The sequence below is a fragment of the Acetobacter sp. DmW_125128 genome (genome assembly GCF_008704325.1).
In the GTDB taxonomy this organism is placed as follows: Bacteria; Pseudomonadota; Alphaproteobacteria; order Acetobacterales; family Acetobacteraceae; genus Acetobacter; species Acetobacter oryzifermentans.
On the sequence record NZ_VHOP01000008.1, the window covers coordinates 103,784 to 116,535 of the forward strand.

General features: G+C 56.1%; 12 protein-coding genes. 7 read left to right on the plus strand and 5 right to left on the minus strand.

The genetic code is table 11. From position 1 onward, the window contains the following. Window positions 1-27 precede the first annotated feature (27 nt). The 5 genes from FKW19_RS03425 (at window position 28) to FKW19_RS03445 (ending at window position 6,089) form a co-directional block, all read left to right on the plus strand. Window positions 28-993, plus strand: a complete 966-nt coding sequence (locus tag FKW19_RS03425; protein WP_089178681.1) for a cation diffusion facilitator family transporter — start codon at window positions 28-30, stop codon at window positions 991-993. Between the two features lie 124 nt (window positions 994-1,117). After that, window positions 1,118-2,527: a chloride channel protein gene (locus tag FKW19_RS03430; protein WP_050793164.1), complete on the plus strand. Its 1,410-nt coding sequence runs from the start codon at window positions 1,118-1,120 to the stop codon at window positions 2,525-2,527. 87 nt (window positions 2,528-2,614) lie between these two features. Continuing rightward, complete coding sequence (locus tag FKW19_RS03435) at window positions 2,615-3,619, plus strand: GTP-binding protein (RefSeq protein WP_063353668.1); 1,005 nt, start codon at window positions 2,615-2,617, stop codon at window positions 3,617-3,619. Continuing rightward, on the plus strand, window positions 3,616-4,671 hold the full coding sequence (locus tag FKW19_RS03440) for a WD40 repeat domain-containing protein (protein WP_089178680.1): 1,056 nt from the start codon (window positions 3,616-3,618) through the stop codon (window positions 4,669-4,671). The genes FKW19_RS03435 and FKW19_RS03440 overlap by 4 nt, the downstream gene beginning before the upstream one ends. Before the next feature lie 134 nt (window positions 4,672-4,805). Next, window positions 4,806-6,089, plus strand: coding sequence for an NAD(P)/FAD-dependent oxidoreductase (locus FKW19_RS03445; protein ID WP_063353666.1), 1,284 nt, complete (start codon window positions 4,806-4,808; stop codon window positions 6,087-6,089). 254 nt (window positions 6,090-6,343) lie between these two features. Here FKW19_RS03445 and FKW19_RS15345 read toward each other — a convergent pair whose 3' ends face one another. The 5 genes from FKW19_RS15345 to FKW19_RS03470 form a co-directional block, all read right to left on the minus strand. After that, window positions 6,344-6,520, minus strand: coding sequence for a hypothetical protein (locus tag FKW19_RS15345; protein WP_162870722.1), 177 nt, complete (start codon window positions 6,518-6,520; stop codon window positions 6,344-6,346). Between the two features lie 41 nt (window positions 6,521-6,561). After that, window positions 6,562-7,116: an Hsp20/alpha crystallin family protein gene (locus FKW19_RS03455; RefSeq protein WP_170315330.1), complete on the minus strand. Its 555-nt coding sequence runs from the start codon at window positions 7,114-7,116 to the stop codon at window positions 6,562-6,564. A gap of 203 nt (window positions 7,117-7,319) precedes the next feature. Further along, window positions 7,320-8,486, minus strand: a complete 1,167-nt coding sequence (locus FKW19_RS03460) for an acetoin dehydrogenase dihydrolipoyllysine-residue acetyltransferase subunit (RefSeq protein WP_089178679.1) — start codon at window positions 8,484-8,486, stop codon at window positions 7,320-7,322. Between the two features lie 3 nt (window positions 8,487-8,489). Beyond that, window positions 8,490-9,518, minus strand: coding sequence for an alpha-ketoacid dehydrogenase subunit beta (locus tag FKW19_RS03465; RefSeq protein ID WP_063353664.1), 1,029 nt, complete (start codon window positions 9,516-9,518; stop codon window positions 8,490-8,492). Window positions 9,519-9,565: 47 nt separating this feature from the next. Continuing rightward, entirely contained in the window at window positions 9,566-10,561 is a 996-nt protein-coding gene (locus FKW19_RS03470) for a thiamine pyrophosphate-dependent dehydrogenase E1 component subunit alpha (protein ID WP_035354178.1), read from the minus strand. A gap of 238 nt (window positions 10,562-10,799) precedes the next feature. Here FKW19_RS03470 and FKW19_RS03475 point away from each other — a divergent pair, with 238 nt between their 5' ends. Continuing rightward, window positions 10,800-11,024: a hypothetical protein gene (locus FKW19_RS03475; RefSeq protein WP_170315329.1), complete on the plus strand. Its 225-nt coding sequence runs from the start codon at window positions 10,800-10,802 to the stop codon at window positions 11,022-11,024. A gap of 70 nt (window positions 11,025-11,094) precedes the next feature. Next, entirely contained in the window at window positions 11,095-12,708 is a 1,614-nt protein-coding gene (locus FKW19_RS03480; RefSeq protein ID WP_006117113.1) for an inorganic phosphate transporter, read from the plus strand. Window positions 12,709-12,752: the final 44 nt, after the last annotated feature.

Below are 12,752 nucleotides of genomic sequence, written 5' to 3' on the forward strand. Positions count from 1 at the left end.
GCCACGCCAGCCAGAATTGTTGTTTACGTGCCAGAACTTCCCCTGCCCTCCAGCAATCGTGGCATTGCTGTTGTTAGCCTTGGTGTTAGCTTTGTCGCACTGGGGCTCAAATACGCCGCCTATGCCACCAGTGGCAGCATTGCCCTGTATGCCGATGCGCTTGAAACCATTATTAACGTGGTAGCCGCCGCCGGAGGGCTGTGGGCGCTAAGCGTGGCTGAAATGCCAGCAGATACCAACCACCCCTACGGCCACCACAAGGCGGAATATCTTTCTGCCGTGGCAGAAGGCGCGCTGGTGGTTGTAACAGCTTTTGTTATTGGGGATGAAGCGGTGCATGGCTGGCTGCACCCCAACCCACCACAGGCCCCCTGGCTGGGGTTGGGGCTGAACGCCCTTGCCACCGTGGTTAATCTGGCATGGGGGCTTATTATGCTGCGGGTGGGGCAAAAGCGCCGCTCTCCCGCCCTTGTGGCAGGCGGGCAGCATGTGCTTTCCGATGTATGGACAGGCGTTGCCCTTGTGGTGGGTGTTACCCTTATTCCGCTTACCGGCTGGGTGCGGCTGGATGCTATTCTGGCAGGGCTTTTGGCCATAAACGTGCTGCGCGTAGGCTGGGAAGTCATGCGCGAATCTGTTTCCGGGCTGATGGATGAAGCCCCCGAACCCGAAACAATGGAAGAAATTCGCACCATTATTGCCGCCAACGGCAAAGGGGCGATTGAGGCGCACGATATCCGCACCCGCATTGTGGGGGCTGTTACGTTTTTAGAGTTCCATCTGGTGGTGCCCGGCGCCATGAGCGTTAACACCGCGCATGATATCTGTGACCGCATAGAAGCTGCCCTGCGCGCCAGCATGGGCAGCACGCTGGTGCATATTCATGTAGAACCAGATACGCACGCCAAGCACGAGGGCATTGTGTTCTGGAAAGGCCCGGCAGAAACCTACCCCACACCCGCTGCACGGCCCGATAATGGGGCCAGCGCATAATAAAAGCGGCGCGTGCCATAAATATTCGGCACAAAAGAACTATCGCCTCTTTCATGTTGTGTATGAAATGCTACACTCGGTTGCATCCTTTTTCCTACCCTTTATGCCTTTACGGATGCCGCCCATGTCTGCCAGCGTGTTCCCCACGACTGAATCCCTTCGTCATTTGCGAGAACACGCCAAAGCGGGCACCGTAAACTGGCGCAGAAAATTTATTTACTGGTCTGGCGCCATTATGGTGGGCGTGGTGGCCGTAGGCTTTGCCGCACTGGCCGATGCCGCCGCCCATGTGCGAGACCATATTTTAAAAATAAGCCCGTTGCTGATGTTGCTGGTAACCCCCGGCGGGCTGGCACTTTCTACGTGGCTAACGCGCACATGGTTTAGGGGCGCACAGGGCAGCGGTATTCCGCAGGCCATTGCGTGCATGCACCTTAATAACAATGCCATTGTAGATAAGGTGCTGGCGCTGCGCATTGCCTTTGCCAAAATTCTGCTAACATGCCTTGGGCTGCTTTCTGGCGCATCCATTGGCCGAGAAGGGCCAACCGTGCAGGTGGGGGCTTCCATCATGCATACGGTGGGCCATTATATGGGCATTACAGATATTACCCGCCAGCGTGCGCTTATTAAAGCCGGAGGGGCCGCAGGTGTGGCCGCCGCCTTTAACACTCCGCTGGCTGGCATTGTGTTTGGCATTGAGGAACTGGCCCACTCCTTCGAACAACGCACCAGTGGCACCATGCTGACATGCGTGGTGATTTCCGGCGTGACAGCTATCGCACTTGTGGGCAACTACACGTATTTTGGGCACACCTATTCCTCCGTGCCGGTGGGTACAAGCTGGCTGGCCGTTCTGGCGTGCGGCATTATTGGCGGGCTGTGCGGGGGTGGGTTTTCTGCCCTGCTTGTACGCATATCTCGTGGTATTCCGGGGGCTTTTGGGGCGTTTATTACGCGCCATCCGGTTGCGTTTGCAGCCCTGTGCGGGGTGTTGCTGGCCCTTATCGGCCTGATTTCTGGCGGCATGACATACGGCACAGGCTACGTGCAGGCGCGTGACATCATTATGGGGTCAGACCAGTATTCGGCCTCATTTTTTGTGCTGAAACTGCTGGCCACCATTGTATCTTACTGTTCGGGCATTCCCGGTGGGCTGTTTGCCCCCTCGCTTTCTGTGGGCGCGGGCATGGGTGGCTGGGTGGCGCAGTTTTTGCCCCACACCGCACCGGGGGCCGTGGTGCTGCTGGGCACCGTGGCCTATTTTGCAGCGGTTACGCAATCTCCGCTTACCGCCACGGTTATTGTCATGGAAATGTGCGATAACCAGCAGATCACCCTTGCCCTGCTGGCCAGCGCCTTTCTGGCCTTTGGCGTTTCCCGCACCCTGTGCAGCCATGCCTTGTATGGTGCGCTGGCCGTGCGTTTTGTGCGCACCACCGCCCCCAAACAAAACAGCGCATCTGTTGTTACGGCCACAGATACCGCACGCCAGGCCTCTCGCGGGCAGTCTTCCCCCTCAAAGCAAGGCTGATCCGCCGGTTGGCTTAGGTTCTGGCCTAGAGCGCTATTGCACCCTATATGTTGCAACAGTTGTTTGTACTGGAAAGGTTCATTCCCGATGTCCGATGCATCTTCAGCGCCTGCAAGCGCCGCCGCGCCCGATAGCCGCATACCGGTAACCGTGCTGACCGGCTTTTTGGGCGCGGGCAAAACCACGCTGCTCAACCACATCCTAACTGCCGAGCACGGCCGCAAATACGCCGTGGTGATTAACGAATTTGGCGAACTGGGCGTGGATAACGATCTGGTTGTGGATGCAGATGAAGAAGTGTTCGAAATGAACAATGGCTGCATCTGTTGCACCGTGCGCGGAGACCTGATCCGTATTTTAAACGGGCTGATGAAACGGCGCGGCAAATTTGATGGCATTATTGTAGAAACCACTGGCTTGGCAGACCCTGCCCCCGTGGCCCAAACCTTTTTTGCCGATGAAGATGTGCGTGCAAAAACCAAGCTGGACGCCGTGGTAACCGTGGTGGACGCCAGCAACTTCCTGACCACGCTAAAGGAAAGCCCCGAAGCGCACGAGCAGGTTGCTTTTGCAGATGTAATTATCCTGAACAAGACAGACCTTGTAGATGCCGCCGAGCTAAAAACGGTGGAAGACGCCATACGCAAGATCAATGCCGCAGCGCCCATCTACCCCGCCAAAAAAGGCAACGTAAAGCTTACAGACGTAATGGACCGCGGCGGGTTTGATCTAGAACGCATTTTGGAAAACGCCCCGGATTTTCTGGAACACACGCCTGAACATCACCATGAAGGGGATATCACCAGCGTTTCCCTTACCGTCAAGCAGCCCTTAGATGCCGGGCGCTTTCAGGCATGGGTAAGCGCATTGTTGCAGGAAAAAGGCGGAGATATCCTGCGCACCAAGGGCATTCTGGATTTTGCAGGCCAGCATGATCGTTTTGCTTTTCAGGCCGTGCACATGATGGCGGATGGAGACAACATCGGCCCGTGGAAGAAAGATGAACCGCGTGAAAGCCGCCTTGTGTTTATTGGCCGCAACCTCAACCGGCCCCAACTGCGCCGCGGGCTTGAAAGCTGCATTGCCGCATGAGCACCGAGACACAAAGCCTACGCGGCCTTATTGAAAAACGCGGCGCCCATCTACAGGTGGAAGGTGAAATTACCGCCTGCGCCGCCACGCGGGATAACAGCCGCTTTGCCTTTACCACGGGTGAAGGTGATGTGGTGGTGGTACACCGTGAAGACCAGCTTACGCCAGAGGCATGGAACACCTATGCCGTGCATGATGGCCCTGCCCTTTGCCTTTCTGCCGATACGCTGCCCGATTGCTTTTTAACGGGGGGTGATGATGGCCGCCTGTGCCGCCTTGATCCATCTGGCGAGATTGAGGAACTGGGCAAAGGCCGCCGCTGGGTGGAACATATTACCACCTATGTAGATGCCAAATCTGCCGTAATTGCCGCCGCTGCGGGCAAAAATGTAGAACTGCGCGATGCCACGGGCCGCACTGTAACCCGTACGCTGGAACACCCCACCACCGTGGGCGGCATTGTGTTTGACCCCAAAGGCAAGCGCATTGCGGTTTCTCACTACAATGGTGTTTCTGTGTGGTTCACCCAATCCAAAGATGGCAAGCCCCGCCAGTTGGAATGGAAAGGCAGCCACCTTGATATTGCCATGCACCCGGCGGGTGATGCCGTTGTAACCGCCATGCAGGATAATGACCTGCACGGTTGGCGGCTGGCAGATGGCCACAACATACGCATGAGCGGATACCCTACCAAAGTGCGCTCGCTCTCCTTTTCCAAAAACGGCAAATGGCTGGCCACCAGCGGTGCTGACATCGTTGTGATGTGGCCGTTTTTTGGGGGTGGCCCTATGGGCAAACCACCCATGGAACTGCCGGGCGCAGGCGGTGCGCTGTGCACCCGCGTAGCCTTTCACCCAGAGCAAGAGGTTGTGGCCGCTGGCTTTGCAGATGGTACCGTTGTAATGATGGAACCATCTACCCAGCGGGTTTTGCCCGTATCACTGGGCAAGGCGGGGGCCATTACGGCGCTGGCCTATAGCCCAGATGGCTGCACGCTGGGTTTTGGCACCGAAGAAGGTGTAATTGGTGTGGTGGATTTAGCCGCTTCCTAATTACGCCCGCTTTGGGCATCAAAACGGCGCGTACCACGGTAGAACACAATAAACGGGTGCGTGAGATCAACAAGTAGTGGATTGCACGGCACTCCTCCGCACCGCATGGTGCGGAGCAAGGGGGATATTGTGGGATGAGTGATCGGTTTAGGGTGGTTATTGTTGGCGGCGGTGTTGCAGGCATGGCTATTGCAACGCGGCTGGGCAATAGCCTTGGGCGCTCCGGCAAGTTAGATATTACATTGGTGGACAAGGGCTTCAGCCATGTGTGGAAGCCCATGTTACACTGCTTTGCTGCGGGCACAGCCAGAAACGAGAATGACCGCATCACCTTTATCTCTCACGCTGCGGCGCATGGGTTCCGCTTTTGCTATGGTGAAATTGCCGGGATAGACCGCGCCGCCAAACGCCTGAAGCTGGCCCCGCTGGAAGAAGAAGACCACGAGGTGCTGCTGGATGAGCGGTATCTGGATTACGATGTGCTGATTTTTGCCATTGGCAGCCGTGCGAATGATTTTGGCACGCCGGGCGTGGTGGAAAACTGCATCTTCCTAGACAACATTGTAGAAGCCAATAACTTTAACGAGCGCTTCCGCCATGCGGTTATTCAGGCCTATGGCCGAGGATCTCCGCTAGATATTGCCATTGTTGGCGGAGGCGCTACAGGCGTACAGCTTGCGGCTGAACTGCACAAGGCGCTGGATATTGGCTCTTTGTACAACTTCACGCCTGTTACGCCGGAAATGCGCGTAACATTGTTAGAAGCCGGGCCGCGGATTTTGCCTGCCTTCCCCAAAAATGTATCTGCCGCCGCGCAAAAGCAGCTTGAAGCACTTAAGATCAAGGTGCTTACCAGCACAATGGTAAGCGGTGCGGATGAACACGGCTTTATGCTTAAAGATGGCACCCGTGTAGATGCACAGTTTCGCGTTTGGGCGGCGGGCGTAAAAGCCCCCGATGTTACCCGCCAAATGGATGGTTTGGAATGTGGGCGTGGCGGCCAGTTTTTGGTGCGCCCCAATTTGCAGACCACGCTGGATGACAGCATTTTTGCTGTGGGGGATTGCGCCTTTATTAGCGATAGCCCGTTGGCCCCTACCGCACAGGTGGCCCGCCAGCAAGCACACCATCTGGCACGCTATCTGCCGGGCTTTATCTTTAACAAAAAGCCCGTGCCTGCCTTTAAGTTCAGAAACCGCGGGGCCATTGTGGCCTTGGGGGATTACAACGGCTGGGGCGCATTTGCAGATGGCAAAACCTTTGGCGGCGGCTTTATGCACGGCCTTAGCGCGCGTTTGGGCCATATGGCGCTGTATCGGCAACATCAGTTTGAACTGTATGGGCCATTCCGCGGCATGATTGCCTGCTTTACGGATTGGCTGGATGGCTTTGTGCGCCCACCCGTGCGGATGGACTAAGCCACACTTTACACCGTTTATAAAAAAGCATTCCCGCACCGGCCTGTTGAAAACATCAGCCAGTGCGGGAACCTGATAACGCAAACCTGCCACACAGGGGCGGCCCACCCGTATAAGGGCCAGACCAGGCAGGTTCACCGCATCCTGCCTGCCCCTGTATTTTTAAAGCGCCCGCTTTGTGTGTTGGGTAAACCCCACAATGCGGGCCTTTATACACCCTGCCAACAGCAACACCTTTCTATCCGGCTTCTTAATTAGTCCAGATACTTGGCCTTGCCTTCGTTCAACTGGGTAATGAAGGAATCACTTGTCATTTCCTCCACCTTGCCTGCGCTGTCCTTCAGCCGCACCTTGCTGTCACCATCATTGATAACGCCCAGCATTTCGTATTTGGTGCTGCCGATCTGTACTGTTTTGTTTTTCGTGCTCATAAATCTATCTTTCCTAGCGGGGTTTTAAGGTTCCGCTGTTTTCAGCCTGCCTTAATGGCAATCTGGCGTTCTGCCGGTTTGGCTTCTGCTTTTTTGGGCATGGTTACTGTCAGCACACCGTTTTTAATGCTGGCAGAAATTTTATCCACATCCACATCTTCGGGAATAGCAAAGGAATCTTCAAAAGCAGCAAACTGTCGGCCCGCAACGTGGTGCTTTGTGCCTTCTGCCAGTTCGGGCTTTTTCTTTTCGCCGCTAATGGTCAGCAGCCCGTTGGCTGTGCCCAGCTTGATATCATTTTCAGAACAACCCGGCACTTCCGTGGCAACCACGTAGGCGCTAGCGTTTTCTGTAATATCGGTTGCGCCCAAGCGGCTTGTAGCGGCGGCTGCCCCTTCTGGTGTTTTAAAATCTTCAAACAAACGGCTCATCTGCCGCTGCAGAACAGAAAACGGATCTGCCACCCGTACCGTGCCAACAGGAACACGCACAACTGGGGAGCGGCCTGTATTCACGTAACTGGTCATTTTATCCTCCTTGTTCTGGCACAAGGGCCCGGCACGCGGCGCCCTTGTGATCACGCTTAGGAGTATCACCGCTTTCTGATCGCCTCTCCCTTGATCCAGATCAATTTCATGCACCCGGATTCAGCGTGCCGGAAATGCGTGCATGTCATAACATGGCTTCCCATATCTAAAGAACAATGCAGCGTTTTTAACAAACAATATGCAGATGCCCTCTACACTTTATGTATAAAAGGCATCTGCATTACAGGGCATGTTGGGGAAAGCTTGGGGTATTAGGCTGTGGCGTCCATCCGGGCCATGCTCAGCGCGGCTTCGGGGTCTTTTACAAACACGGCAATGGCTTTGTTCATATCTGTTGCACGCTCAAGCTGCGGCAGATGGCCTGTTTCTTCAAACACTGTCACCGGTATGATATCCGGCAGGCCAGAGGCGTTGGAGGCAGAAAGAATTTCATCTTCCTTGCCCCAGAAAATCTGGGTAGGTGTTTCGGCTCCGGCCAGCACGGAGCGCAGATCATCTGCCTGATGCCCGTTAGGGAAGCACGCCTTGGCAATAACGTGCAGGGCATCCCGCGCGCCATCCAGCCTGCGGGCACGCAGCACGGCATCCACCATTTTGCGGCCAACAAGTGCTTTGTTATACACCAGCATTTGCAAAACAGCCTTCATATCCCGGCTGCTTTCACTATCCACAAAAGCGCTAATGAAATCTGCATTCACATCCTTGCCCAGCCCGGCGGGGGCCAGCAGGTTTAGGCTGGCAACCTGCTCTGGGTGGTCTCGCAGCAAGGTCAACGCTATGCCGCCCCCCAAAGAATGGCCCACCACATGGGCTTTTTCTATCTTGAGCGTTTGCAGCAGGTCACTCACCACACCGGCCAGAAACGCCAACGTGCCTGTGCCCACGTTTTTAGAGGAAGCCCCATGCCCCGGCAGATCAAATGCTATTACGCGCCTATCTGCCGCCAAAGCATCCTGCGTGAGCAGCCAGTTGCTGATATCTCCACCAAAACCATGCACCAGCACAATGGGCGTGCCCTGCTGCGTGCCAACATCACGCACATTCAACGTGTGCTCGCCCACCGTGATCTGCTTGGGTTCACCTGCGGTGGCATCCTGCGTTGCCGCGGCATCCTGCGGGTTGTCTGCATGAAAGTTTTTGATAAAGGCTTCAATATCCACATCTGGCGTTTCAGCATCTGCCAGAACGCCAATCAGTGCGCCCACGGGCAGGGTTTCCCCCGCTTCTGCCACCTGTTTGCGTAGCACGCCTGCGGCGGGGCTTTCATAACTGCTGGTAATTTTGGTGGTTTCAATATCCGCCAGCTCATCACCCTGCTGCACGCTTTGGCCAACAGATACTGTCCATGATGCCAGCTTGCCTTCTGTCATGGCCAAGCCAAACTTGGGCATTGTCAGTGCTGTAATGGTGTCTGTCATGGCTTATGCAACCTTCTGCTTCTGGCTGGAGGTAATGGAGCGCACAGCGGCGGCAATTTTGTTTGCATCCGGCATGTACAGCTTTTCCAGCGGGGTGGAAAACGGCACTGGCGTATGGGGTGGCACCACACGGCGGATAGGCGCTTTAAGGCTGAAAAACGCTTTTTCCGCCACAAGGGCAGAAATATCGCACGCCATGTTGCAGCGCGGGCTGGCTTCATCCACCACCACAAGGCGGCCTGTTTCGGATACGGATTCTAAAATGGTTTCTTCATCCAGCGGGGATGTGGTGCGCGGGTCTATCACTGTGCAGCCAATGCCCTGCTTTTCCAGATCATCTGCTGCGGCGTTGGCCATGCCAACCATACGGCCCATGGCAACAATGGTGACATCTTCTCCTTCACGCGTCACATTCGCTTCACCAAACGGGATGGTATAGGCCTCATCCGGCACGTCTTCCTCATCATCATACATCACTTTGTTTTCAAGGAAGATCACGGGGTCATCATCCCGGATAGCTTCTATCAGCAGGCCCTTGGCCTCGTAGGGTGATGACGGGATAACAACCTTAAGCCCCGGAATATGCGTAAACAGCGGGTAAAGCGCCTGGCTGTGCTGGGCCGCCGCACTAAACCCGCCACCATACATGGCCCGGATAACCAGCGGCGTGGTGGCCTTGCCGCCAAACATGTAGCGGAACTTGGCCGCCTGATTCATAATCTGATCCAGACAACAGCCCACAAAATCTACAAACATCAGCTCGGCCACGGGGCGCAGGCCGGTAGCGGCCGCACCTGCGGCAGCACCAATGTAGGAAGCTTCGGAAATAGGCGTATCCAGCACGCGGTCATCTCCAAATTCTTCCCACAGCCCTTTGGTTACGCCCAGCACGCCGCCCCATGCATCTGTAATGCCAGCGGTGCCGCCACGGCCCCCGGCAATATCCTCGCCCATCAGGATCACCCGTGGGTCACGCCGCATTTCCTGCCGCAGGGCTTCGTTAATGGCCTGTCTGAAACTCTTTTTACCCATTGTTCTGGTTCCCGTTTGCCTGTGTGGCTGAAAAACTGGTGGAAGGGTTAGTACCGCGCATACACATCGGCCATCAGGTCTTTGTCCTGCGGCCACGGCGCCTGCTTGGCGGTGACAACCGCGCTTTCCACCTCATCCGCCACGGCGGCGTCTATTTCATCCATATCGCCTTCGGGCAGCAGGTTTTCCGCCACCGCGCGGGCGCGAAACTTTTTGAGGCAATCATGATCTTTCTTTTGCTCGGCCACTTCCCCGGCCTTGCGATAGGTCATGGCATCGCCTTCAAAGTGCCCATACCAGCGGCTGAGATGCACATGCAGCATCACCGGCCCTTCGCCAGAGCGTGCGTGATCTATGGCGTTGCGGGCTGTTTCATACACTGCAAAAAAATCATCTCCTTCGCAGGAGAAATACGGCAGGCCAAACCCGGCGGCCCTATCCTTTTGCGTGCCTGCGCAGGCGTAAGATGCCCCTGTGGCCTCTCCATATCCGTTGTCTTCCACCACAAACACAGCGGGCAGATGCCAAACAGAGGCAAGGTTCATGCTTTCCAGCGTAGTGCCCTCGTTAGAAGCGCCATCACCAAAAAACGCCACGGCCACACCGTTATCCTTAAGCGTTTTATGAGAAAGAGCAGCCCCGCAAATAAGCGGTGGCCCGCCACCCACAATGCCATTGGCCCCCAGCATGCCTTTAGAAAGATCCGCAATATGCATGGACCCTCCCTTACCGCGGCACACACCGGTATGGCGGCCATAAATTTCGGCCATCATGCCGCCTACTTCCACGCCTTTGGCAATGCAGTGCCCGTGGCCACGGTGCGTACTGGCAATGGTATCGTTATCTGTCAGGTTAGCGCACACCCCCACGGCAGAGGCTTCCTCGCCGCAATAAAGGTGCACAAATCCGGGAATTTCCCCTGTGGCAAATTCCACGTGCAGGCGTTCTTCAAAAACGCGAATGGTACGCATGCTCCGATACGCACGCAGCAGGGCTTCTCTTGAAATCTGAACCGACATGTTCTGCCTGACCTTTCCATACATCTGCACAGCGTTACACGAGTGCCAACGTAGGGAGGAAAGGCGGCGTTCCGGCCTATAGAAGGTAATATATGTTTTTAACGCATATGTGATATTATTATTTCAATATAATAACATGTTTTCAGAGCGTTAGCCTTACTCTTTTGCGAGCGGTTCTCAACGTTTGTCATGAAAGCGTCACGCACAATAGGCCAACAAGGGGCTAAAGGACTGCTCATCCTGTTTGGAGGAGAAGCAGACAATGTGTGCTGAACCAGTTACTGCAATGCAGCCCGATGCACATAAGCCAAAGTGGCGCGAAGCCGTGCGTGAGCGCTGGCGCACCACGTTGCTCTATGTATGGGAACGTAACGGCACCCCGCACCCGTATGCAGCCCTGCCGCATACCGCACGCCGCAAGGTGTGTGCTGGTGCACGCCCTGCTTCAGCGGCCCATGCGGCCGGTAAGCCGGCCCACGCCGTCTGAAACCTGACAGCAGGACGGGAAAATATCTGCTTTTCCCCCATAGAGTGAAATTGACAGTCAGGAAAAATCCATGTCCGGCACGTTGCTGAGTCCGGCTGCCGCACCACGCCCAAACATGAAGGGAGGCACCAACCAGGCCTTCCGCATGTTCTTTATGGGTGTGGTGACGGCTGCTCTTGTTTTTGTAGGGTATAGTGTTCTGGCAGACCTGCGCTCTGCTGGTGAAAACGGCATGGCCATTGGGGCCTTTGCTTTATTGGCCTTGGCGCTGCTGATTGCGCTGGGGTTTGAATTTGTAAACGGCTTTCACGATACGGCAAACGCCGTGGCCACCGTCATCTACACCAACAGCCTGCCCCCATTGGTGGCGGTTGTGTGGTCTGGCATGTGGAACCTTGCGGGCGTTCTGGTTTCATCCGGGGCGGTGGCGTACAGCGTTGTTACGCTTCTGCCAGTAGAGCTTATCTTGCAAGTTGGCAGCGGCGCTGGCCATGCCATGATTTTTGCCCTGCTGCTTTCCGCCATTATCTGGAACCTGGCCACATGGGCCTTTGGTATTCCCAACAGTTCCTCCCACGCTTTGGTGGGGTCTATCCTTGGTGTTGGCTTTGCAAACCAGCTTATGTCTCCTGCCGGTAGCGCCCTGTATGGGGTGGACTGGTCTCAGGTGCGCAAGGTTTTTTCTGCCCTGCTGTTTTCCCCCGTTTGCGGCTTTGTGCTGGCTGCGGGCATGTTAATCCTGATGCGTCTGGTTATCCGCAACGCAGCCCTGTATCGCGCCCCAGAGGGTGATGCCCCGCCGCCACTGTGGATCCGTGGCTTGCTGGTAGGCACCTGCACGGGTGTTTCCTTCTTTCACGGCAGTAACGATGGGCAGAAGGGCATGGGCCTTATCATGCTTATTCTTATTGGTGCGGCCCCTACGGCGTATGCGCTTAACCGCGCCATGCCCGATGACATGATGCCCGCCTTTGTGCAAACCGCACAGCAGGCCGCGCATGTGTTTGAAGTGCACGGCTCCCCCGCCCCTAGCCTGCCAAGTGCAGAAGAAGCCCGCGCACAGGTTACCGATGCGCTGCGCACCAAAGCAATCGCCCGCCCGGAAATCTATTCCGCCCTTGGCGTGCTGTCTGATGATATTGCGCAATCTGTTGGCAGCTATCACTCCCTCCAGGCTATTCCGGCAGCAGCCGTGCCAAACGTGCGCACAGATATGTATCTGGTGGCGGAAGCCGTGCGCAACATGGGCAAGGTTTCTGGCTTTACGGGGGATGAAACCGCAGAGCTAAGCAAGTTTATGGGGCAGCTTAACGCTGGCACACGCTTTATTCCCACATGGGTTAAAATTGCCGTGGCGCTGGCTCTGGGCCTTGGTACCATGGTGGGCTGGAAGCGCATTGTTGTGACCGTTGGTGAAAAAATTGGCAAAACCCACCTCACCTACGCGCAGGGTGCTGCGGCAGAACTGGTGGCCATGGGCACCATTGGCCTGGCAGAACGCTATGGCCTGCCGGTTTCCACCACGCATATTCTTTCCAGCGGCGTGGCTGGCACCATGGTTGCCGGGGGCGGCGGCCTGCAATGGGCCACACTGCGCGCCATGGCCATGGCATGGGTAACAACCCTGCCCGCCGCCATGCTGATTAGCGGCGTGCTTTACTTCATCTTCCGCCACATCTTCTAACACAACATAAGCGGGGCACCCCAAAGTGCCCCGCTTTTTGCTTG